22 protein-coding genes are annotated in these 22983 nt (G+C 70.3%); 8 read left to right on the top strand and 14 right to left on the bottom strand.

The genetic code is table 11. The features are described from left to right. Positions 1–6: 6 nt before the first annotated feature. The gene (locus SOM19_RS06885) at positions 7–1461 is read right to left on the bottom strand and encodes a carboxylesterase/lipase family protein (RefSeq protein WP_320485799.1); all 1455 of its coding nucleotides are present in this window, start codon (positions 1459–1461) and stop codon (positions 7–9) included. Between the two features lie 84 nt (positions 1462–1545). Between SOM19_RS06885 and SOM19_RS06880 the strand changes: the two genes are divergently transcribed. Further along, a complete protein-coding gene (locus SOM19_RS06880; protein ID WP_320485798.1) occupies positions 1546–2745 on the top strand; it encodes an acyltransferase family protein in 1200 nt (399 codons plus the stop codon). Here the strand turns inward: SOM19_RS06880 and SOM19_RS06875 are convergent. Then, positions 2742–3701, bottom strand: a complete 960-nt coding sequence (locus SOM19_RS06875) for a helix-turn-helix transcriptional regulator (protein WP_320485797.1) — start codon at positions 3699–3701, stop codon at positions 2742–2744. The genes SOM19_RS06880 and SOM19_RS06875 overlap by 4 nt on opposite strands. A 63-nt stretch (positions 3702–3764) precedes the next feature. Here SOM19_RS06875 and SOM19_RS06870 point away from each other — a divergent pair, with 63 nt between their 5' ends. From SOM19_RS06870 to SOM19_RS06860, 3 genes are all read left to right on the top strand, one after another. Continuing rightward, complete coding sequence (locus SOM19_RS06870; protein ID WP_320485796.1) at positions 3765–4907, top strand: epoxide hydrolase family protein; 1143 nt, start codon at positions 3765–3767, stop codon at positions 4905–4907. 101 nt (positions 4908–5008) lie between these two features. After that, positions 5009–6031: an isopenicillin N synthase family dioxygenase gene (locus tag SOM19_RS06865; protein ID WP_320485795.1), complete on the top strand. Its 1023-nt coding sequence runs from the start codon at positions 5009–5011 to the stop codon at positions 6029–6031. 69 nt (positions 6032–6100) lie between these two features. Further along, on the top strand, positions 6101–6598 hold the full coding sequence (locus SOM19_RS06860; protein WP_320485794.1) for an SRPBCC family protein: 498 nt from the start codon (positions 6101–6103) through the stop codon (positions 6596–6598). Between the two features lie 78 nt (positions 6599–6676). Here the strand turns inward: SOM19_RS06860 and rpsO are convergent, their stop codons facing one another. After that, a complete protein-coding gene (gene rpsO, locus SOM19_RS06855; RefSeq protein WP_019180606.1) occupies positions 6677–6946 on the bottom strand; it encodes a 30S ribosomal protein S15 in 270 nt (89 codons plus the stop codon). Between the two features lie 219 nt (positions 6947–7165). On the opposite strand from rpsO, the gene SOM19_RS06850 reads away from it, so the two are divergent. Further along, entirely contained in the window at positions 7166–8161 is a 996-nt protein-coding gene (locus SOM19_RS06850; protein ID WP_414683630.1) for a DMT family transporter, read from the top strand. Between the two features lie 30 nt (positions 8162–8191). Here SOM19_RS06850 and SOM19_RS06845 read toward each other — a convergent pair whose 3' ends face one another. Both SOM19_RS06845 and SOM19_RS06840 read right to left on the bottom strand, forming a co-directional pair. Then, the gene (locus SOM19_RS06845) at positions 8192–8755 is read right to left on the bottom strand and encodes a YceI family protein (RefSeq protein WP_320485793.1); all 564 of its coding nucleotides are present in this window, start codon (positions 8753–8755) and stop codon (positions 8192–8194) included. Positions 8756–8870: 115 nt separating this feature from the next. Further along, positions 8871–9821, bottom strand: a complete 951-nt coding sequence (locus SOM19_RS06840) for an AraC family transcriptional regulator (RefSeq protein ID WP_320485792.1) — start codon at positions 9819–9821, stop codon at positions 8871–8873. 107 nt (positions 9822–9928) lie between these two features. Here SOM19_RS06840 and SOM19_RS06835 point away from each other — a divergent pair, with 107 nt between their 5' ends. Beyond that, complete coding sequence (locus tag SOM19_RS06835; RefSeq protein ID WP_320485791.1) at positions 9929–10576, top strand: NAD(P)-dependent oxidoreductase; 648 nt, start codon at positions 9929–9931, stop codon at positions 10574–10576. A 70-nt stretch (positions 10577–10646) separates the two neighbouring features. Here the strand turns inward: SOM19_RS06835 and SOM19_RS06830 are convergent, their stop codons facing one another. Then, positions 10647–11015, bottom strand: a complete 369-nt coding sequence (locus tag SOM19_RS06830) for an FKBP-type peptidyl-prolyl cis-trans isomerase (protein ID WP_320485790.1) — start codon at positions 11013–11015, stop codon at positions 10647–10649. Between the two features lie 168 nt (positions 11016–11183). After that, a complete protein-coding gene (locus SOM19_RS06825; RefSeq protein ID WP_320485789.1) occupies positions 11184–12407 on the bottom strand; it encodes a PrsW family intramembrane metalloprotease in 1224 nt (407 codons plus the stop codon). A 65-nt stretch (positions 12408–12472) separates the two neighbouring features. Between SOM19_RS06825 and SOM19_RS06820 the strand changes: the two genes are divergently transcribed. Further along, complete coding sequence (locus SOM19_RS06820; protein ID WP_320485788.1) at positions 12473–13336, top strand: fumarylacetoacetate hydrolase family protein; 864 nt, start codon at positions 12473–12475, stop codon at positions 13334–13336. Positions 13337–13414: 78 nt separating this feature from the next. Here SOM19_RS06820 and SOM19_RS06815 read toward each other — a convergent pair whose 3' ends face one another. The 5 genes from SOM19_RS06815 to SOM19_RS06795 form a co-directional block, all read right to left on the bottom strand. Further along, positions 13415–13903 (bottom strand): DUF4190 domain-containing protein, encoded by a 489-nt coding sequence (locus SOM19_RS06815; protein ID WP_320485787.1) that lies wholly within the window; start codon positions 13901–13903, stop codon positions 13415–13417. A 73-nt stretch (positions 13904–13976) separates the two neighbouring features. Continuing rightward, positions 13977–15446, bottom strand: a complete 1470-nt coding sequence (locus SOM19_RS06810; protein ID WP_320485786.1) for an aspartate ammonia-lyase — start codon at positions 15444–15446, stop codon at positions 13977–13979. Between the two features lie 136 nt (positions 15447–15582). After that, the gene (locus SOM19_RS06805; protein ID WP_320485785.1) at positions 15583–16482 is read right to left on the bottom strand and encodes a phosphodiesterase; all 900 of its coding nucleotides are present in this window, start codon (positions 16480–16482) and stop codon (positions 15583–15585) included. Between the two features lie 38 nt (positions 16483–16520). After that, the gene (locus SOM19_RS06800; protein WP_320485784.1) at positions 16521–16853 is read right to left on the bottom strand and encodes a peptidase; all 333 of its coding nucleotides are present in this window, start codon (positions 16851–16853) and stop codon (positions 16521–16523) included. After that, positions 16850–18154, bottom strand: coding sequence for an inorganic phosphate transporter (locus SOM19_RS06795; RefSeq protein ID WP_320485783.1), 1305 nt, complete (start codon positions 18152–18154; stop codon positions 16850–16852). The genes SOM19_RS06800 and SOM19_RS06795 overlap by 4 nt, the downstream gene beginning before the upstream one ends. A gap of 192 nt (positions 18155–18346) precedes the next feature. Between SOM19_RS06795 and SOM19_RS06790 the strand changes: the two genes are divergently transcribed. Then, positions 18347–20467 (top strand): S9 family peptidase, encoded by a 2121-nt coding sequence (locus SOM19_RS06790; protein WP_320485782.1) that lies wholly within the window; start codon positions 18347–18349, stop codon positions 20465–20467. A 284-nt stretch (positions 20468–20751) separates the two neighbouring features. On the opposite strand, the gene SOM19_RS06785 is transcribed toward SOM19_RS06790, so the two are convergent. Next, positions 20752–21588 carry an endonuclease domain-containing protein gene (locus tag SOM19_RS06785; protein ID WP_320485781.1) on the bottom strand — a complete coding sequence of 279 codons (837 nt, stop codon included), beginning with the start codon at positions 21586–21588 and terminating at the stop codon, positions 20752–20754. 316 nt (positions 21589–21904) lie between these two features. Beyond that, a complete protein-coding gene (locus SOM19_RS06780; protein ID WP_320485780.1) occupies positions 21905–22933 on the bottom strand; it encodes an ATP-dependent 6-phosphofructokinase in 1029 nt (342 codons plus the stop codon). Positions 22934–22983 lie beyond the last annotated feature (50 nt).

The raw sequence follows: 22983 nt of genomic DNA, 5'->3' as shown, positions 1-22983 counted from the left end.
CGAAGACTACCGCTCCGGGAGGCCTGCGAGCTCGTCCTGGCGCGGTGCGTAGTCGACATGGCCGCCGTCGGCGTCGAACGCCTGGACCGGACGACGTTGCGACCAGCGCTCCCAGCCCGGATCGCCGTCGACCGTGAATGCGACCCAGGCCGAGTGCATCGCGTCGGCGAGCGCCTGCGGCGCATCCTCCCCGCCGAGTGCGACGGCGTCCGGGACGTCCAGATGGTCGAAGACGAATCCGAGCTCCATCGCGTGGGCCGCGCCGAGGCGGTCGACCGGGCTCCGCCACCGGAACTCGTAGACCCACGTGGGGGCCGCGGCATCCGTCCTGCTGTCCGCGAAGCGGGTGATCGGACCGCGCAGCAGGATGTCGGTCATCACCTCGCCGAGGAGCTCGCCGGACGAGGCGCCCGGACGACGGCGGCGGTGTGCGTCGACGATCCGCTTCGGCACGCGCGATGCGATACGGGCGAGGGTCAGCGTCGCGCCGGTGATGCGATCGATCGTGCCGCCGGGCACGAACCAGAGCCGGTACTCCTCACTGGTGGAGCCGATGAGCACGGGGATGCCCCGCCCGGCGCCGGCGAGGAGCGCCGCGAGCGGATCCACCGGCACCGCCTCGCCCCCGACCGCGAGCGCGACGGCGGGACCGCGGCCGAGCGGCGTCCCGGCGGCCGACACGGCGGTCTGCGCCGCGACCAGCGCGGCGGGCGGGACGGAGGCGAACCCGTCTCGCGTCGCCGGCACACCCAGGCGCTTCGCCACCGCACGCGACATCCGACCGGCCTTCTTGGCCGGCTGGGCCGAGAGCGGACCGCTCTGGAGGATCGCCCGATCGAAGAGCTCCGCCGCGTGGGGCAGCGCGAGGAGCGCGGTGAGCGTGTTCGCCCCGGCCGACTGGCCCATCACGGTCACGCGCGCGGGGTCGCCGCCGAACGCCGCGATCTCGCGCCGGACCCAGCGCAGCGCCGCCTGCTGGTCGAGCACGCCCAGGTTCTGCGGCACGTCGTCGAGCACCGCGAAGCCCTCCTGGCCCAGCCGGTACTGCACCGCGACGAAGACGATCCCGTGCCGGGCGAACGACACGCCGTCATACGCGGCGAGCGCCGTCGATCCCCGGGTCAGTGCGCCGCCGTGCACGAACACGAGCACCGGCAGCGGCTCGCGGAGGGCGTGGTCGGCGGGGGTCCACACGTTGACCGTCAGGAAGTCGTCGCCGGCGACCTCGACGGTGGGAAGGTACCCGGCGAGCGCCTGAGGGTAGGCGGCCTGGGGCGCCGTCGCGCCCGGAGCGGAGGCATCCCGCTCGCCCTCCCACGCCGAGGGAGGGACGGGGGGCCGGAAGCGCAGGTCTCCCACCGGCGGGGCCGCGTAGGGGATGCCGAGGAACCGGTCGATGCCGTCGACCCGCGTCCCCCGCACGGTCCCGCTCGAGACGGACAGGATGGGCGAATCGGGCATTCGGGGCTCCTCGGCATCGTTGCGCACTCGGCCGACGCCAACCCGGGGTGGGCCGAGACACCCAGGATAGGGTGGCTTCGCGCCATGACCGATCCCGCGAACGCCGAGCACGCGGCGACTCCCGCTCCACCGGCGACGGGGGGCAACGGCGTCGCGCGCGCCAAGCGCCGTGTGCCGTTCTGGGACAACGCCCGCTTCGCCTGCATCGTGCTGGTCGTGCTCGGCCACGCGGTGCAGCGCCTGACGTACGACTCCGACGTCGCACTCGGTCTGTACCTGGTCGTCTACGCGTTCCACATGCCGGCGTTCGCGATCATCTCGGGCTACTTCTCGAAGTCGGACGCCCCGAACCGCCGGCAGATGGCGCGCGTCATCACCGACATCCTGGTGCCCTATGTCATCTTCGAGGGCCTCTGGACCCTGACGAAGTGGCTCGTGGAGGGCCAAGCGAACCCCAATATCACCCAGCCGTCGTGGACCCTGTGGTTCCTGCTCGCCCTGGGCACGTTCCGGCTCGTGCTTCCCTACCTCGCGCTGCTGCGGTGGCCGCTGCTGTGGACCGTGGTCATCTCCGTCGGCGCGGGCTATCTCCCCAACATCGACTCGACGTTCTCGCTCTCGCGCACGCTCGGGCTGCTGCCGTTCTTCACCCTGGGCTGGTGGCTCCGCGAGCACGACATCGTCGAGCGGCTCGACCTGCTCCGCCGTCGCCAGTGGTGGGTGGTCGCGGCCGCGGTCGGGCTCTTCGCGGCGGCCGGCTGTGCGGCGTGGTTCTTCATCGACGGATGGCGCGAGATGAACCTCCGCGAGTGGCTCTTCTACGACGACAACTACGCTGCCCTCGGCGGCACCCAGTGGTGGGCGGGAGGGGTGCGGCTCGTCCTCATGGCGATCGCGCTGGTGCTGAGCGCGGCGTTCTTCGCGCTGCTGCCGCGCGCCACGCACTGGTGGACGCAGTTCGGCCAGTACACGATGTACGTCTATCTGCTCCACTCGTTCGTGCTGTACCCGTTCCGCGAGTCCGGCGTGCTGCGGGACCTCGATCCCACGTGGCTGTGGCTGCCCATCGTGGTGGTCGCATCCGTGCTCATCGCGCTGGGGCTCGCCACGAGACCTGTGCGACGCGTGTTCCGGCCCCTCGTCGAACCGCGCCCGGGATGGCTGTTCGCGGACCGCACGCTCGCGGCACGCGACGGCCGCCGCAGCGACCCGACGGGTTCGCGCCGGCCCCGCGAACAGCCGCGCCCGGCGCCTCCCCGCGCCGACCCGCGCCAGAACGGCTAGTCCGGCGGACGCGCGGCCCGGGCATACACCTCGGAGAGCCGCTGCAGGTGCGCTCGCAGCTCGTCCGGAGACTCGACCGTGAAGTCCATCCCCAGCATGCCGATGTACGCCGCGACGGTGTCGAGGCTGTCGGCGCCCGTGACGAGCACCGAGGTCGAGGCGTCGACGGACTCGACGACGCCGACCGTCGGGTTGATCCGTGCCAGCACGCTCTCCGCGGATGCGGCCACCCGCAGTCGCGCGTGCACCTTCCATCCGCTGGCGGCGATCGAGCGCATCGCGAACGCCGTGTAGTCGCCGCCCGGGAGCGGAGTCGGCGTGAAGCGCCGATGCGTCGCCATCCGGGGCTCGATCCAGTCCAGGCGATAAGTACGCCACTCGCCGTCTGCAGGGTCGCGCGCGACCAGGTGCCAGCGGCGCTGCCAGCTGAGCAGGCGGTACGGCTCGACGAGCTGCGCGGCCGCGTCGTAGTCGAAGCGCAGCCATTCCGCCTCGCGGATCGCCCGGGCGACGGCGCCGAGCGTCGCGGCATCGACTTCCGGGTCGGGCACGTCGGTGTCGATGTCCTCCCTTCCCCGGTCGACGGTCGCGTGCAGCGCGTCGACCGTCGGGCGCAGCCGCGAGGGCAGCACTTGGAGGAGTTTGGCGAGGGCGCGCTCGCTCGTCTCGGCGATCCCCGTGACGCCGGCCGCCACCCGCAGTCCGATCGCCACGGCCACCGCCTCCTCGTCGTCGAGGAGCAGCGGCGGAAGCTTGCCGCCGGCCCCCAGCCGGTACGAGCCCGCTCGACCGCGCGTGGCGTCCACGGGGTAGCCGAGCTCTCTCAGGCGGTCGATGTCGGTGCGGATCGTGCGCGTCGACACCCCGAGGCGAGCAGCGAGGTCCGGCCCCGTCCAGTCGGGGCGGGACTGCAGCAGCGACAGCAGCGCGAGGAGGCGTGCGGAGGTTTCGAGCATGGGGAGAAAGATCCTCGCAATACAGGAACGAACCTTTCCTGTATAGCTCATATCGTCGGAGACATGAACAACACCACCGCAACCGAAGCCGAGATCCGTCCGTTCCTCGTCGACATCGCGCAGAGCGAGCTCGACGACCTGCAGAACCGGCTCGCCCGCACGCGGCTGCCCCAGCCGGCGCCCGGCGACGACTGGGAGGCGGGAACCCCGAACTCCTATCTCGCCGACGCCGTGGCCCGGTGGCGCGACGGGTTCGACTGGCGCGCGGTCGAGGCCCGCATCAACGAGCACCCCCAGTTCACGACCCACATGGACGGGCAGAGCATCCACTTCGTCCACGTGCGGTCGCCGCACCCGGGCGCCACACCGCTGCTGCTCGCGCACACCTACCCCGGGTCGTTCGTCGACTACCTCGACATGATCGGGCCCCTCGTCGATCCCGTCGCACACGGCGGGCGCCCCGAGGATGCCTTCGACGTCGTCGTCCCGGATGCCCCCGGGTACGGGTTCAGCCAGCCGGTGACCGAGGCCGGCTGGACCACGGCACGCGTCGCCGCCGCCTACGACGTGCTCATGCGGCGGCTGGGCTACGAGTCGTACGGCATCCACGGCAGCGACAACGGCGCGATGATCGCCCGCGAGCTGGGGCTGCTCGCCCCCGAGGGGTTCCTGGGTCTGCACGTCCTGCAGCTCTTCTCCTTCCCCTCCGGCGACCCGGCGGAGTTCGAGAAGCTCGAGCCGCAGGACTACGCGGGACTCGAGCACATGCAGTGGTTCCAGTCCGTCGGCGGCTACAACACGATGAACGCCTCGCGGCCGCAGACGGTCGCGGCCGGGCTCTCGGACTCGCCGGTCGGCCAGCTCGCGTACTCGGAGCTGTTCAACTCGTTCGGCAACGGCACGAGCCTCGTCCCTCTCGACGCCATCCTCGCGGAGGTCAGCGTCGCATGGTTCGCGAACGCGTCGGCCGGCATGAGCCGCTCGTACCGCGACAACGCCCTGGCCGCCGGTGAGACGCGCGTCAGCGACGCCCGGACGGGTGTGGCGGTGTTCGCGGACGACTTCCAGACCATCAAGGTGTTCGCCGAGCGCGACAACTCGAACATCGTGCACTGGAGCCGCTTCGAGCGCGGCGGACACTTCGCCGCCCTCGAGGTGCCCGACCTCGTCGTCGGCGACATCCGCACGTTCTTCGCCGCGAACTGACACCGGCGGGCGGCGGTGCGCGGTTCGTTCGCGCACCACCGCCCGCTTAACCCTCTGCAACAAACGGGCCGGATGCCGCGGCATCCGCCTACTCTCGGGTCATGAGCGACCTCAACCTGCCGATCCTCGACCTCTCGCAGCTCGACGAGAGCCCGGAAGCAGCCGCGCGCTTCCGCGACGACCTCCGTGTGGCGACGCACGACGTCGGGTTCTTCTACCTGACCGGCACCGGGATCTCCGCCGAGCTGGAGGCTCGACTGCACCGCGCTGCGCGCGACTTCTTCGCTCTCCCCGAGGCCGACAAGCTGGCGATCGAGAACGTGAAGAGCCCTCACTTCCGCGGCTACACCCGCATCGGCGGCGAGCGCACGCAGGGCAAGGTCGACTGGCGCGAGCAGATCGACATCGGCCCCGAGCGGGAGGCCGTGTCCGACTCCGCGGCCGCCGACTTCTTCCGGCTCGTCGGCCCGAATCTCTGGCCGGCCGCTCAGCCGGAGCTGCGCGAGGTCGTCTCGGAGTGGCACGACCACCTCTCCGGCGTCGCCCGCAAGCTCCTCCGCGCCTGGGCGCTGTCGCTCGGCGCCCCCGAGGCCTACTTCGACGAGCACTTCGGGGAGCCGTCGACGCTGATCAAGATCGTGCGGTATCCCGGCAAGGAGGACCCGACCCCGGGGCAGGGCGTCGGGGCGCACAAGGACTCCGGGGTGCTGACGCTGCTGTGGGTCGAGCCCGGCAAGGGAGGGCTGCAGGTCGAGCGCGACGGCGAGTGGGTCGACGCCCCACCGGTGCCCGGCGCGTTCGTCGTCAACATCGGCGAGCTGCTCGAGTACGCCACCCAGGGCTACCTGATCGCCACGAAGCACCGCGTCATCTCGCCGCGCTACCCCGACGACCGCATCTCGGTGCCGTTCTTCTTCAACCCCGCCCTCGACAAGCGCCTGCCGCTCATCGACCTGCCGCCGGACCTCGCCGCGGAGGCACGGGGCGTCACGCAGGATCCGGCCAACCCGATCCATGCGCTCTACGGCGAGAACGCCCTGAAGTCCCGCCTCCGCGCGCACCCCGACGTCGCCGAGCTCCACCACGCCGATCTGGTGGCGGCGCGGTCCGCGGCATCCGCCTGACCGCAACGGGGGTAGAGGCGTTCCGGCGGGGACGCCATAGTGGGACCGTTCGCCGAGCGAGGAGGTCCCATGGACGACCAGACCTACGACGTCGAGGTCGCGCGCGAGTTCGACGCGCCGATCGAGCGCGTCTGGCAGGCGTGGACGACGCCCGCGGATCTGCGCGCATGGTGGGGACCCCAGGGATTCACGTGCCCACGGGCCGACGCCGATGTGCGGGTCGGAGGAGCGATCATCGTCACCATGAAGGCGCCGGCCGAGTGGGGCGGCTCCGAGCATCACAGCCGATGGGACATCACGGATGCCGTCGCCCCCACGCTGTTGCGCTACGTCCACCGGTTCTGCGACGCCGACGGCGGGGCCATCACGGCGGCGGAGGCCGGCATCCCCCCGGGCGTGCCCGATGAGGGACACCACGAGGTCCTCCTCACCGACCTCGGAGATGGCCGGACGCTGCTGGAGATGACCGAGCACGGGTATCTCACCGTCGAGGCGCGGGACCTGTCCGCCGGTGGCCTCGATCAATGTCTCGACAAGATGGCCGCCCTCGTGCAGCGCGCGGAGTGACGCAGGAAAAGTAGAAGGCCGCCCCACACCTGGGACGGCCTTCTCAAGAAGTTTTGCGCGATTGAACGCTGGCTGCGATTAGCGGCGGAGTCCGAGACGCTCGATCAGCGAGCGGTAGCGCGCGATGTCGATGTCCTGGAGGTAGCCGAGCAGACGACGGCGCTGACCCACCATCAAGAACAGACCACGACGTGAGTGGTGGTCGTGCTTGTGCTCCTTGAGGTGCTCGGTGAGGTCCTTGATGCGCTGCGTCAGCATCGCGACCTGCACCTCGGGGGATCCGGTGTCACCGGGGTGCGTCGCGTACTCTTCGATGATCGCCTTCTTGGCGTCTGATTCGAGTGGCATAGATGGGATCCCCTTCCTGCTCGTTGCGCGGTGCCCGACGCCTGATGCGTGAGCTCTCTTATCCGCGGCCGATCTAACGGCAACCTGAAGAGTCTACCAGCCCCGGAAGCCCCGGCGTGAACCCGCGTAGCCGTAGCCTGACCGCCGCACATCGGCGGATTTCGGACGTCGCACTCCGCCGACCCTCGGCACGTCCGCCGCCCGGCGTAGAGTTCCGGCGTGTCCACCGCCCCCCTCTCCACCGCCAGCGCGCCCGCGGCCCCGCCTTCCCCCGCCGTGTCGCAGCTGTCGATCGCGGTGCAGTTCACGCTCGCGGGCGTCGTCTGGGGCTCGAGCTTCCTCTTCATGAAGGTCGCGCTGGAGGGAATCTCCCCTGCCCAGGTGGCCTGGTCGCGGCTCGTCCTCGGCGCCCTCGCGCTGGGGCTGTTCGTGCTCCTCCGTCGCGAGGCGCTGCCCCGGCAACTGCGCATCTGGGGCCACATGACCGTGCTCGCGGTGTCGTTCTGCGTCGTGCCGTTCCTGCTCTTCTCCTGGGCACAGCAGCACGTGACGTCGGGGCTCGCGAGCATCTACAACGCGACCACGCCCATCATGACGGCGATCATGGCCGCCCTCCTGTTCCGCGTCGAGAAGCTCAAGGGGCTCCAGATGGCCGGCATCGGCCTCGGCATCGTCGGCGTCGTCGTCATCATCGCGCCCTGGGCGGGCCTCGATCTCTCGCAGAGCCTCATCGCCCAGCTCGCCATCCTCGGCGCGACCGCCTGCTACGGCTTCAGCCTCGCCTACATGCGCAAGTTCGTGTCGAACACGGGCATGAGCGCGCTGATGTTCTCGTTCCTCAACATCGGGATCGGCGCGGCGATCATGGTGCTGCTCACCCCGGTGCTCGTGCTCACGCCGGTGCGGCTCGACCCCTGGATCGTCGTGAGCGTCGTGCTGCTCGGCTGCCTCGGCACCGGGGTGGCATACATCTGGAACCAGAACACCGTCCGCGCGTGGGGTCCCACTCGCGCCTCCACGGTCACGTACATCACGCCGCTGGTCGGGGTGCTGCTCGGCACCCTCATCCTGGGCGAGCGCCTCAGCTGGAACGAGCCGGTGGGCGCGGTGATCGTGTTCCTCGGCATCCTGCTGGCGCAGGACCGGCTGCGGCGCCGGCGCCGGAACGACGAAGGGGCGGATGCCGCAGCATCCACCCCTCCGCCTTCGCGCTGATCCGCCCGGCTTCGGGTGCCGGACCGGAGGTCAGTCCTGCTGGAGCGCGCCCTGAAGGTCGAGCGTGATCGTGATGTCCTTGCCCACGAGGACGCCGCCGGTCTCGAGCGCGGCGTTCCAGGTGAGGCCGAACTCCTCGCGGTTCACGACGGCCTTGGCCGTGGCGCCTGCCTTGTAGTTGCCCCACGGGTCGACGCCGAAGCCGCCGAACTCGAAGTCGAACGTCACCGGCTTGGTGATGCCGCGGATGGTTAGGTCGCCGTCGACGAGGAAGTCGCCGTCCTGGACGCGCGCGCCGGTGGAGCGGAACTCCATCGTCGGGTGGTTCTCGACGTCGAAGAAGTCGGCCGAGCGGAGGTGGTTGTCGCGACCCTCGTCCTTGGTGTCGACCGAGCTGACGTCGACGAGGGCCTCGACCTGCGCGTCGAGGGGGTTCTCGGGTGCGACGAGCGTCGCGCTCTTCATGCCGAACGTGCCGCGGACCTTCGAGATCATCATGTGGCGGACGCTGAACGTCACCTCGCTGTGCGAGGGGTCGAGCACCCAGGTGCCCGCCTTGTAGCCCGGAATGTCGATCGTCGTGGTGTCGGTCATGCTGATCCTTCGTGTCGGTGAGGTCGCGGGGCGACCGGGTACACGAGGTCTAACGCCGAGCGCGGAAGGATCTATTCCCGTGAATAAAAAATGACGGACTCGGATGCCGGGGAGCTCATGCGGCGACAGGCCGGCGGACACGCCCCGGCGTCGTGCCCGTCGTGCGCGCGAAGGCACGGCTGAAGGCGGCCTCGGACCCGTAGCCGTGCGCGGCGGCGACGGCCGCGACGCTCCGGCCCTGCGCGAGCATGCTGTGCGCCGTGCGCATGCGGGATGCCGTGACATAGCTCATCGCGGGCGTGCCGACGACGGCCGTGAAGCGCGCGGCGAACCCCGAGCGCGACATCGCGGCGCGCCGCGCCAGCTCGGCGAGGGTCCACGGATGCCCGGGATCGCGATGGATCGCGGCGATCGCGGCGCCGAGCTGCGGATCCCGCAGCGCCGCCAGCCAGCCGACCGCGGAGTCGGGCTCGTCCGAGAGCCACGCCCGAACGGTCTCGACGACCAGCACGTCGGCCAGGCGCGTGGCGACGGCCTCGCCGCCGGGTCGCGGATCGCGCAGCTCGTCGATGAGCAGCGGCACGAGGGCGGCCATGACCGGATGACGCGCCGAGTCCACGCGGATGACCGCGGGAAGGACCGCGAGCATGTCGTGGACGGCCGGTGAGTCGAAGGCGACGACGCCGCACAGCATGGCGAGCGCCGCCTCCTCGTCCTCGGGCCCCAGACGGAGTATCGAGAACGCGTCGCCGAGCATCGTCTGCGGGAGCAGGTCGGCGCGACCGAGCACCCGCGCTCCCGGCGCGGTGGCGACCCGGTGGCCGATCCCCCTCGGCACGAGCGCGAGAGTGCCGGCGTCCAAGCGGTGCGGCTGCTCCCCGTCGACCTCGAGGTAGGCGGTCCCCCGCGCGACGATGTGAAAGCTCAGCGTGTCTGCGAACTGCGGCATCGCGACCGCCGCGGTGCCGGCCGCCTCGGTCCAGGAGTAGAACGCGCCCCGCATCCGCAGCTGGTAGAGCGCGTCGGTCAGCGGGTCTTCGTTGCCCCACGGCATCGGCGTGGCCATGACTGCTCCTGGACGTTCGATCAAGGAATGTGTACCGCCGACGATAGATCATCCGCGCCGCGGAGGCCAGAGTCGAACCACTGCCCACGACGAAACGGAGCACTTCCATGAACATTCTGGTGATCGGCGCCACCGGCGGGTCCGGCCGCGCCGTCTGCGACGCACTGCTCGAGCGCGGACACCGCGTCACGGCCGTCGCGCGTCGCGCCTCTCGCCTCGACCCCCGCCCGGGTCTGGAGCGCGTCGACGGCGACGCGACCGACCGCGCCACGCTCGACCGGCTCCTCCCCGGCCACGACGCCGTCATCGTCACCCTCGGCATCGCCGAGCCGACGCTGCGGGTGCGCCTGAGGGGGGCGCAGGGCACCCCCGACGACGTGCGCTCACGCGCGACGGGTGAGATCATCCGGGCGGCGCGCGCCGCCGGGGTGCGCCGCATCGTCGTGCAGTCCTCGTACGGAGTCGGGCCGACTCGGGACCAGCTGACATTCCTCGACCGGGTGCTGTTCTCCCTCATGATCAAGCCCCAGATCTTCGACAGCGAGCTCCAGGAGAGCCTGCTGCGCGGCTCGGAGCTCGAGTGGACCATCGTCCAGCCCGTGTACCTGACCGACGGCGACTCCGACGAGCACTTCGTCTCGACGGACGGCCGCACCCGCGGCCGCAAGGTCGCCCGTCGCGGCGTCGCGCAGGTCCACGCCGAGCTCGTCGAGCAGCACGCGATGATCGGCGAGACGGTGTCGGTGTCCGGCTGAAGGCCGAAGGACACGAGAGAGGGGCGGATGCCGCGGCATCCGCCCCTCTGTCAGGGCTCGTGGGAGAAGGTCAGCCGACCGCGATGAGGTCGATGACGAAGATCAGCGTCTTGCCGCCGAGGAAGTGGCCACCGGCAGGGCCGTACGCCAGATCCGGCGGGATGACCAGCTCACGCCGGCCGCCGACCTTCATACCCGGGATGCCGTCCTGCCACCCCTGGATGAGGCCGCGCAGCGGGAACTGGATGCTCTCGCCGCGGTTCCACGAGGAGTCGAACTCCTCGCCCGTGTCGTGCTCCACCCCGAGGTAGTGGACGGTCACGGTGTCGCCGGGCTTCGCCTCGGCGCCGTCGCCCACGATGAGGTCGCTGATGACGAGCTCGGACGGGGCGGGGCCCGCGGGGGCGTCGATCTCGGGCTTGGTGCGGTCGTCTGTCATGCTCCCATCCAACCCGAGGTCACCGTCGCGGTCAACGCGAGGGGGGTTGACACGCTCACAGCCGCCCCGGCATCCTGATGGCAGATCAACTCAGCGCTCGGTTGTTACGCAGGCATCGCCGCGACACCGAGCGCTGAGTCTTGCGGGGGCCTTCGCCTGCTGGTTCTGCTACGGCGCGAAGAGGGCGGCGCGCGCGGCGGTGGCCCGCTCCAGGAGCACGCGCTCATCCTCGGCCGCATGGGGGTCCCGGCCGCTGATCGCCCGCTGGCGCGCCGCAGCCAGAGCCGTGGCATCCGCGATGAAGCCCCTCATGACGGGGGTGCGGTCGCCCCGGAGCGTGCGTGCCCACGCGAGCCCCGCCTTGCGCCCCGGACCGGTCGCCAGCATGTCGGCCTCCTGCGCGGTGAACCACCCCGCGTCGGCGTACTCCCCCAGGCGCCGGCGCGTGAGCCGCGACTCCTCCCGACGAAGTGCGAGCACGCCCAGGATGAACCCGACGAACAGCGGCACCTGGAGTGTGAGGTAGAGCCCCCAGAAGTTGCCGAGCACGGCGGAGGCATTCCACAGCGCGTGCAGGGTCGTCGCGCCGATCATGCCGATCACCCACGGCCCGATCGCGCGACCCGCGCGCACCCCGCGCCGTGCCGCCAGCCCCAGCGCGAAGCCCGTCACGCTCGTGAACATGACGTGGGCGAACGGCGACAGGATGCCACGCATGAAGAACGTGACGGAGGTGTCGGCCGCGCCGCCCTCCAGAAAGCTGACCGCGAAGTACTGGATGTTCTCGGTGAAGGCGAACCCGGCGCCGATGAGCGCCCCGTAGACGATGCCGTCGATGGGGCCGTCGAACGCTCTCCGGGCCGTCAGGAAGATGATGTACACGCCGAGGCCCTTGCCGAACTCCTCCACGACGGGCGCCTGCACGATCGCGGCGAACGCCTCGCTCTGGACCGTTGCCGCCGTGCCGAACACGAACGACAGGACGAGGTCGACGCCCAGTGCGATGGCCACCGCGGCGATCGCGCCCCAGGCCACGGCGAAGATCACCAGGTTGCGCGGCTCCGGCTCCCAGCGGTCGGCGATCCGCACGGCGAAGAGCACGACGGCGAGCGGGATGAGGGCCAGGATCATGCCGAGGAGCGAGGCACCGGGCCCGAGGGCGTTGAGGAAGTAACCTACGAGCCCCACGAGCACGAAGACGAGGATGCCGCCGATCCACACCGGAGCGGTGCGTCCTCGGCGTGGCGGGACCGGGACCGGGACCGGGGCGGGTGAGACGGCGGGCGCCGGGATGGCCGCGGGCACGGCGTGCCGGGGCTGCGCGAGCGCGGACGGGAAGTCGGGCGGTGTCAGCGACGGCCGGAGACCCCCGTCGCCCTGATCAAGCGTCATGCGCACAGCATAAGGGTGCGGCATCGGCCAGGACCGGCGCGCGCGGCGGCCGGTAGGTTGGAGGGATGCGCTTCGCCCATGTGATCCGGCCGGGGTCCGGCGACCCCCGGCTCGTGCTCGTCGAGGGCGACGAGGCGACGTTCGTCGAGGACCTGTTCGACGGGGCTCCGCGGTTCCTCGAGGAGCTCATCGCCGGAGGCGATCCGCTTCTCGCGCGGGTGCGGGAAGCCGCGGGCGCCGGTGCGCGGCATCCGCTCGACGGACAGCGGTACGCGTCGGCACTCCTCACCCCTCCGGTCATCCTCGCGATCGGACTGAACTACGCGGCGCACTCGAGCGAGCTGGGACTGAAGACCGACTCCAACCCGACGGTCTTCGTGCTGTGGCCGAACTCGCTGACGGGCCACGACGCGACCACGACCTGGCCGCGATCGCTGAGCGAGTCGATCGACTACGAGGCGGAGCTCGGCGTCATCATGGGGACGCCCGCCAAGGACGTCTCGCCCGACGAGGCCCTCGACCACGTGTGGGGGTACACCGTCGTCAACGACATCACCGCGCGCGACATCCAGTACTCCGAAGCGCAGTGGTCGCGCTGCAAGTCGTTCGACGGCTTCACCCCGACCGGGCCGTTCGTCGTCACGGCCGACGAGATCCCCGACCCGCAGGATCTCCACATCTGGACGGTCCTCGACGGCAGGACGATGCAGGATGCCTCGACCGGCCAGATGGTGCGCACCGTCGCGACCCTGATCTCGCATCTGTCGAAGTCGGTGACGCTGCTGCCCGGCACTCTCATCTCGACGGGCAGCCCGGGTGGCGCCGGCTACTCCCGCGATCCCCAGGTGTTCCTGCGCGACCGCTCGACCGTCACCGTCGGCATCGACGGCATCGGCGAGCTCACGACGCACTGCCGCATCCTGGACTGACGCTCATCCTGGACTGACGCCTCGCACGACGAAGCCGCACGACCCGGAAGGGCCGTGCGGCTCGGTCGTAGGCGAGTCCTAGCGGACGTTCGAGCAGTCGATCGGAATGCCGGCGACCGTGACGGTCCCCTCGAATCCGACCGCCTGGCATGCCTGCAGCGCCTCGGACGAGAACGTCAGCAGCGGGAGCACGACCGCGAAGAAGAGGATCACGCCGAGCACCATCAGCACCGAGCTGATGATGATGGCCGCGACCGCCCAGCCGTTCTTGTGTCCGGCCTTCTTGCTCTGCACGAGCGCGACGATCCCCAGGATCAGTGCGACCAGCTGGATGAAGAACGAGAGGATGAACGCGACGATGCCGAGCGTCTTGCCGGGAACCGTCGGCGACGCGGGGGCGCCGTAGGCCGGCGGCGGTGCCGACGGGTAGGCCTGCTGGCTGTACGCCGGCGCGGCGGACGGGGCACCGGCGGAGGCGTGTGGAGGAGTGGGATCCGGCGTGTAGGCCGGAGGAGGAGGGACGATTCCGCCGTCGGGCGGCGGTGCGGGATTCTGCGGATCTGACATGTGGGTTTCCTCTCAGCGGGACTGTGCTCGACCGTAGCGGGGTCGGGCATGTCCGGCAACGGCGAACCGCCGGTCAGTCCTGGCGCGGGGCCGACTTCTCGGTGGGCAGCACCACGGGGATCGCCGCGGTGATCGCCTCGAGCCCGGAGAGACGGGCGGGCGAGAGCTGCTTGACCACGTCCTCCCGGGACATGAGCCCCGCCTCGACGACCAGGTCGGCGACGTTGCGGCCGGTGAGCAGTGCCGTCTTGGCGAGCGCGGCCGCAGCCGCGTAGCCGATGAACGGCGTGAGCGCCGTGATGACGCCGACGGATGCTCCGACCATCGCGCCGAGTCGCTCGGTGTTGGCGGTGATGCCGTCCACGCAGTTGACGCGGAGGGTGTGCATGCCGCGGCGCATCCAGGTGATCGACTGGAACAGCGAGTGCGCGATGACGGGCTCGAACGCGTTCAGCTGCAGCTGGCCGCCCTCGACCGCCATCGTGACGGTGAGATCGGCGCCCGCGACGGCGAACGCGACCTGATTGACGACCTCGGGGATGACGGGGTTGACCTTGCCGGGCATGATGCTCGAGCCCGCCTGTCGCGCGGGCAGATTGATCTCGCCGAAGCCCGCCTGCGGACCCGAGGACAGCAGTCGCAGGTCGTTGCAGATCTTCGACATCTTGATCGCATTGCGCTTGAGCGTCGAGGAGAACGACATGAACGCGCCGGTGTCGCTGGTCGACTCCACCATGTCGGTAGCGAGGTCGAGGTCGAGCCCGCTGATCTGCCGCAGGTGCGCCAGGACGGCCTTGCTGTAGTCGGGATGCGTCGTGATGCCCGTTCCGATCGCCGTGGCACCCATGTTGATCTCGTACAGCAGGTACGCGTTCTCCTTGAGGCGGCTGTGATCCTCCCCCAGGGTGGTGGCGAAGCCGTGGAACTCCTGCCCCAGCGTCATGGGGACGGCATCCTGCAGCTGCGTGCGCCCGACCTTCAGCACATCGTGGAATTCGACCGCCTTGGCCAGGAAAGCGCGGCGCAGCAGGTCGAGCTCGTCGAGGAGCGTCAGCAGGTCGAGACCCAGTCCGACCTTGATGGCCGTCGGGTACACGTCGTTCGTGGACTGGCTGCGGTTCGTGTCGTCGATCGGAGAGAGGAACGCGTAGTCCCCCTTCTCACGGCCGGCCAGCTCGAGCGCGACGTTGGTGATGACCTCGTTCGCGTTCATGTTCGTCGAGGTGCCTGCACCGCCCTGGATGACGCCGACCACGAACTGGTCGTGGAACCGACCGTCGATGACGAGCTGCGAGGCGCGGTCGATGAGGTCCGCCTTCTCCGCCGACAGCACGCCGATGTCGCGGTTCGCGCGGGCGGAGGCCTGCTTGACCATCGCAAGCGCGCGGACCAGGTCCTTGTAGACCGAGATCGGCCGCTTCGAGATCGGGAAGTTCTCCAGAGCGCGGGCGGTGTGGATGCCCCAGTAGGCATCGGCGGGGATCTCGAGGGATCCGAGGGAGTCGGTCTCGGTGCGGGTGCGCGTCATTGCGTCCAGGGCCATGTGTTCAGTCCTTGTGGGTCGGTCACGGCGATGTGAGGGGATGCACTCACCCTACGCGCGAGCCGCTGGGGGACGCGTGTACGCCCGGTACACCGGGTCGCTCACTGGTATACACGGCGTCCATCGCGGGACGGTGTCAGGGACGCTTGCGCGAGAACGCCTCGAGGCGCTCCTCCGGCGTCATCGCCGCCATGCGGGCCACCCATTCGGCCGAGAAGTAGTCGCCGGTCGGAGCCTCGACGACGGGCACCACGGCGTGCGTGATGGTGTCGTCGTAGACGTGGACGACGTGGAAGGACTGCCCCGCGTCCATGCCGTTCACATCGACGGCGGGACGGGCGAGGTTCATCGTGTAGCAGGTCGCGGCGGCGACGCTGACGGGCACTCCGGCGAACGTGCCGCTCGTCGAGTAGTGCAGGTGCCCGGCGACGATCGCCCGCACGTCGGTGCCGGCGATCACCTCGGCGAGGCGGCCCTGGTCGCGCAGCTCGAGGATGTCGAACAGCGGCAGGTGCGACGGCAGCGGCGGATGGTGCATCGCGAGGACCGTGCCGAGCGGCGCCGGGATGCGCAGGACGCCGCGCAGCCACTCGAGCTGCTCGGCGTCGAGGTCGCCGTGGTGCCACCCGGGAACGGTCGAGTCGAGGGCGATGAGGCGCAGCCCGCCGAGGTCCCACACGCCGGTCACCGGCTCTTCGGAGGGCGCGAGATCGAGCAGCTCGCGGCGCAGGACCGTGCGCTCGTCGTGGTTGCCCGCGACCCAGATCACGGGCGCTTCGAGTCGCGCGGCGACAGGCTCGACCGCGGCGCGCAGGGCGGCGTAGGCCTCGGGCTCGCCGAGATCGGTGAGGTCTCCGGTGAAGACGATGGCGTCGGGACGGATGCCGGTGGCCTCGGCCGCCTCGAGCGCTCGGGTCAGATTGGCGGCGGTGTCGAAGCGCCCGGCGAGAGCGCGGTTGCCCGCGAGCAGGTGGGTGTCGCTGATGTGCAGCAGCGTGCGGCGCGCGGGCGCGTACTGACCGAACTGGACGACCATGGCATCAGCCTAGGGGCACGCCCGACACCGCCCCGGGCTCAGTGGTTGAAGACGATCAGCAGCAGCCCGCCGAGGACCGCGGCCCCGGCGACGCCGAACGACAGGTACGCGGCCACGAGGGCGAAGCGCTTCTGGCCGTCGGTGAGCGGGCTCTTCTTCGCGGCCTTCGCCGCGGCCTTCTCGGCGCGACGCGCCTCCTTCTCGGTGATCACCGTGATCGCGTCGGTGAACTCCGCCGGAGCCACGACCGGTGCACGGCCGGCCCGCACGAGCAGTCGGAGGCCCAGAGCGTACGCGGTGACGACGATGATCGCCGCGATGAAGGCGGCGACGAACACCTGCACGAACGCCAGCCAGTCGATGGCGATCATGCCGCACCTCCGTTCTTCGGTCCGCGGGCAGCTCGTTCGGCGGCCCTGGCCGACTTCGCGGCCTTGCGTGCGGCGGCTTCCTCGGCGGCGGCGCGTCGAGCTTCCTCGCGTGCGATCTCGCGCTGCCGCCGCGTGGGCGGCGGGTTGCGCGTGACCTTGACGGCCTTGCCGGAGTCGGCGACCTCGCTCATCGCGTTCGCGGCGGTGACCGAGTCACGGCGGGAGCGCAGGAAGAGGGCCAGGATGATGAGGACTGCGAGCACGGCGTCGATGATGATGCCCCAGACGGGCAGCGCGACGACGATGAACGCCGCGAGCGCGCCGACGGCTCCGGCGGCCGGGAGCGTGAGGATCCAGCCGACCATGATCCGGCTCACGGTGCGCCAGCGCACCTGCGAGCCGCGGCGGCCGAGCCCGGATCCGATCACGGAGCCCGACGCGACCTGCGTGGTGGAGAGGGCGAAGCCCAGCGCGCTGGAGGCGAGGATCGTCGACGCGGTCGAGCTCTCGGCCGAGAACCCCTGCGCCGGCTTGACGTCGGTGAGGCCCTTGCCGAGCGTGCGGATGATGCGCCAGCCGCCCATGTAGGTGCCGAGTGCGATCGTGATGGCGCAGGCGAAGATGACCCACGTCTGAGGCTCGGGGTCGGACGCCGACTGGAAGCCGGCGGTGATGAGCAGGAGCGTGATGATGCCCATCGTCTTCTGCGCGTCGTTCGTGCCGTGCGCGAGGGCGACGAGGGAGGAGGTGAAGATCTGTCCGACCCGGAACCCGTCGCGCCCATCGGGCTTGCTGTCGTAGCGCCGCGTGATGACGTAGGCGACCTTGGTTGCCGTGAACGCGATGATGCCGGCCGTGAGAGGGGCGATGAACGCCGGCAGGATCACCTTCGACATCACGACGCCGAAGTCGATCGCAGCGGCGCCCACCCCGACGATCGTGGCGCCGATCAGCCCTCCGAAGAGGGCGTGCGAGGACGAGGACGGGAGCCCGAGCAGCCACGTGAGCATGTTCCACGTGATGGCGCCGATGAGTCCCGCGAAGATGATCTCGGGGAAGATCGCCGACGAGATCTCGGATTCCTTGATGATGCCGCCCGAGATCGTCTGGGCGACCTCGGTGGAGAGGAAGGCTCCGACGAGGTTGAGGATGGCCGCCAGCAGTACGGCCGTCTTGGGCTTGAGTGCGCCGGTCGCGATGGGCGTCGCCATCGCGTTCGCGGTGTCATGGAAGCCGTTCGTGAAGTCGAAGAACAACGCGAGTGCGATGACCAGCACGATGATGAGGGTTGCGGATTCCACCGTTCGCTTTCCGTAAGAATGTGTGGAAGAGGAGTGCCGACGAGATCGGCGTGACGAACGAAGAGTTCACCTTGAATTCAGGAACCGGCAACCGGCCAGAAGAATCCTTACACCCCCCTCCCCTCCGGTCAACTTGAGCGGGCGTACGCGCGGGCGGGCCGCTACCCGGCGGACGCGGCTAGCGTGGACCTCGTGACCGTCCACGACACCCCTGCCGCAGCATCCGCCCCCGTCGCCGACCCCCGCCCCGTCGTCCGCAGCCATCACGGCGACGACGTGGAAGACCGCTACGAGTGGTTCCGCGCCAAGGAGGATGCGGCTCTCATCGCCCACCTCGAGGCGGAGAACGAGTACACGAAGGCCCGGACCTCCCACCTCGACGGGCTCCGCGAGCGGATCTTCGACGAGATCAAGGGGCGCACCCTCGAGACCGATCTCTCCGTGCCCACGCGGCGCGGCGCCTGGTGGTACTACGGCCGCACCGTTCAGGGCAAGCAGTACGGCATCCAGTGCCGCTCGCCGCTCGCCTCCGCCGACGACTGGACCCCGCCCGAGCTGTCGCCCGAGACCGAGGTCCCCGGCGAGCAGGTGCTGCTCGACGGCAACATCGAGGCGGAGGGTCACGAGTTCTTCTCGCTCGGAAGCTTCGAGGTCTCGACCGACGGTTCGCTCATGCTCTACGGCGTCGATGTCGCCGGCGACGAGCGCTACACAGTGCGGGTGCGCGACCTCACCACGGGGACGCAGCTGCCCGACGAGATCCCCGGGACCTTCGCCGGTGCGACCTTCTCCCCCGACGGCCGCTTCATCGTCTACACGACCGTCGACGACGCCTGGCGGCCCGACACCGTGTGGCTGCACGAGCTGGGCACCGCTGTGGCGGACGACGTGAAGCTGTTCCACGAGCCCGACGAGCGGTACTGGGTCGGGGCGGGGTTCACCCGCAGCGACCGCTTCCTGATGATCGAGGTCGGCTCGTCGATCACCTCGGAGGAGTGGCTGGTGGATGCCACGGACCTCCGCCAGGAGCCGCGCGTCGTCTGGCCGCGCACCGACGGCGTCGAGTACGAGTCCTCGCACGCGGTCGTGGGCGGCGAAGACGTGCTGTTCATCCTCCACAACGACGACGCCCTGGACTTCGAGCTCGTGCGGGTGGCGGCATCCGATCCCGCCGGCGAGCGCTCGGTCGTCATCCCCCACCAGCCCGGTCACCGGCTCCTGGGCGTCTCGACGTTCCGGGACTGGGGCGTGGTCGGCTACCGCCGCGGCGGTCTCCCCCGCCTTGGGCTCCTCGACTACGCGACCGGCGGCGTGCGCGAGATCGAGTTCGACGAGCCGCTGTACGCGGTCGGCTCCGGGAGCAACCCGGAATGGGCGCCGCCGTTGCTGCGCCTCGGGTACGGCTCGTTCGTGACCCCGGGGACCGTATATGACCTCGACGTCGCCTCGGGCGAACTGCTCGTGCGCAAGCGCCAGCCGGTGCTCGGCGGTTACGACCCGTCCGAGTACGCCCAGGAACGCGTGTGGGCCACGGCAGAGGACGGCACGCAGCTGCCGATCTCGCTCGTGTGGAAGCGCTCGTTCGGCAAGGCCGGCGAAGCACCCCGACCGCTGCACCTCTACGGCTACGGCTCGTACGAGCACTCGATCGAGCCGGGGCTGTCGATCCCGCGTCTGTCCGAGTTGGACCGAGGCGTCATCTTCGCCGTCGCCCACGTGCGCGGTGGCGGCGAGATGGGACGCCAGTGGTACGAGGACGGCAAGCTGCTGAGCAAGCGCAACACGTTCACGGACTTCGTGGACTCCGCCCGGCATCTGGTCGACAACGGCTACACCACGCCGTCTCAGATGGTCGCGGAGGGCGGCTCCGCCGGCGGCCTTCTCATGGGCGCCGTCGCGAACCTCGCCCCCGAGCTGTTCGCCGGCATCCTCGCCGATGTCCCGTTCGTCGACGCCCTGACGACGATCCTCGACCCCTCGCTCCCCCTCACGGTGATCGAGTGGGACGAGTGGGGAGACCCCCTCCACAACGCCGAGGTGTACGCCTATATGAAGTCGTACTCCCCGTACGAGAACGTGCGAGCGGATGCCTCGTACCCGAAGATCCTCGCCGTCACGTCGCTCAACGACACCCGGGTGCTGTACGTCGAGCCCGCCAAGTGGGTCGCGCGGCTGCGAGAAGTCGGGGCCGACGCCCTCCTCAAGTGCGAGATGGTGGCCGGTCACGGCGGGGTCAGCGGCCGGTACAACGCCTGGCGCGAGCGCGCCTTCGAGCTCGCCTGGCTGCTCGACGTGCTCGGCGTCGCGGACTGAGGGCTCGGGGGCTCCCCTGCCATGCCAACTCCGCTGGACAGGAGAAGTTCGCTGGGCAGGATGCTTCACCCACCGAACGTCCTGTCCAGCAGATTTCTCCTACGCGGGCGTCGGGCCCGAGGGCGCTCCACGTCCGCCTGGCGCCCAGGCTGCGGCATCCGCCCCTCCCCTGTCATAACAACTCCGCCGCACAGGAGGAGTCCGCTACGCAGGATGCTTCACCCACCGAACGTCCTGTCCAGCAGAGTTCTCCTGTGCGGTGAACCGCCGCGGTGAGAGCCGCCTCAGCGGTGCCGACCCTGCGCGATCGCTGTCGCGACGGCGCGGATGACCGAGTCGGGCTCGAACAGCACCTGGTAGTAGTCGAACCGCAGGACGGTGAAGCCGCGCAGCGCGAGCTCCGCGTCGTGGCGCAGGTCGCGGCGCCGATCCGCCGCCTGGTGATGGGCGAACCCGTCGAGCTGAACGACCAGTCGACTGCCGATCAGCGCGTCCACCGGATGCCCGAGCAACCGCATCTGCTGCCGCACCGCGACCCCGATCGAGCGCATGAGGACGACGAACCGGGTCTCGATCCCCGAGTCGGAGAGGACGGATGCCTCGGCCGCGAGCCGCCGGGCGGCATCGCTGCGCCACTCAACGCGCTCGAGGATCGCGGGATCCACGAGGCGGGTGCGCAGCGCCGACTCCCACACCGCCAGCCCGTCCGCAGGCGGGATGCACCGCGCCACATGGAACAGCACATTGATCACGCCGTCGGAGTGGGCGCCCTGCGCGACGGGCATGGGGCCGCGGCTCCAGTGGACCCGCAGTCCGGAGCCGTCGATGCGCGACGCCGTCGGCGGCACGGCGATGTGAACCTGGTCGTGCGTCGGAACCCAAAGCCCCAGCCTGGCTGCGGCCGTGAGGCAGGTGAGGCGCCCGCCGGCCTGAATGGCGAGGCGGACCGTGCGATCGCAGGCCGGCGAGACGAGCCAGCGCTTGCGCACGCGTTCCGCCACGCCCTCCTTGATCGCCCGGCGGATACAGTGGACCGTGAAGCCCTCCCCGTGCGCGTCCCGCGTCGACACAACGCCGCCCGCAGTCGACAGTCGTTCGGCAAGGTCGTCGACTGATCGCATCCGTAGATGCTGCCGGGCGCAGCATCCGTCTGCGCTCGCCTGCCCTGCAGATGTGGACAGCGCGTCCCGCCCCGCGACGGGGGAGGATGGGCCGGCACCCCCTACGCAGGAGGCCACCACCACGCAGGAGCGGATGCCTCGGGCCGAGGCATCCGGTGCCAGACGCCGGCACTGTCTGAGCAGGAGAAATCAGCTGCGCAGGACGCTTCGACACGGAGAGTCCTGCACACCGGATTTCTCCTGCGTTGGCGCAGGGGGCCACCACCCCGCAGGGGCGAGCGGATGCCTCGGGCCGAGGCATCCGCTGCCGGGAAGCTCAGCCGAACAGCGCTGCGGCCTCTTCGTAGCGGTGGAGGGGCACGGTGTTGAGCTCGCCGAGCGCCTCGGCGAAGGGCACGCGCACGATGTCGGTGCCGCGCATCGCGACCATCTGGCCCCAGGCGCCGTCGACGACGGCATCGGCGGCATGCAGGCCGAGCCGGGTCGCGAGCACGCGGTCGAAGCCAGACGGCGACCCGCCCCGCTGGATGTGCCCGAGCACCGTGGAGCGCGTCTCGATGCCGGTGATCCGCTCGATCTCGGGCGCGAGCACCTCGCTGATGCCACCCAGCCGCGGACGGTTGAAGGCATCGAGGCCCTTGTCGCTGAACGCCTCGTCCATGCCGGTCAGCGTGAAGCCCTCCGACACGACGATCAGCGGGGCGCGGCCGCGGTCATGCGCGCGCGACACCAGCGACGTGATCTCATCGATCGACATCGGCACCTCGGGGATGCAGATCGCGTGCGCGCCGGCGGCCATACCCGCGTGGAGGGCGATCCAGCCGACGTGGCGGCCCATGACCTCGGCGACCATGCAGCGCTGATGCGAGTCGCCGGTGGTGCGCAGGCGGTCCATCGCATCCGTGGCGATGTTCACGGCCGTGTCGAAGCCGAACGAGTAGTCCGTGGCCCGCAGGTCGTTGTCGATGGTCTTGGGGACGCCGAGCACGTTGATGCCGTCGTTCGCGAGACGGTTCGCCGCCGCGAGCGTGCCTTCGCCGCCGATGGCGATGATGCCGTCGAGGCGGTGGCCGTACATCGTCTTCGCGATGTTCTCGGCGCCGCCGCGCGGCCCTTCGTAGGGGTTGGTGCGGCTCGTGCCCAGGATCGTGCCGCCGACCTTTGAGAGGCCTTTGACCTCGTGCCGGGTGAGCGGGAAGAAGTCGCCGTCGACCACACCGCGCCAGCCGTCGCGGATGCCGACGAACTCCAGGTCGTACGTCGTCGTGCCCTTGAGCACGACGCCGCGGATGACCGCGTTCAGTCCGGGGCAGTCGCCGCCGCTGGTCAGGATGCCGATCTTCATGCTGTGGTCCTCGCTGTCGGGTGAAGCTGTTCGGCGACGCTGCCTCTGAG

The sequence above is a fragment of the Microbacterium sp. CFBP9034 genome (assembly GCF_034045255.1).
Taxonomy (GTDB): domain Bacteria; phylum Actinomycetota; class Actinomycetes; order Actinomycetales; family Microbacteriaceae; genus Microbacterium.
Note: the sequence above shows the minus strand (reverse complement) of the source record. Positions and strands in the feature narration are given on the sequence as shown.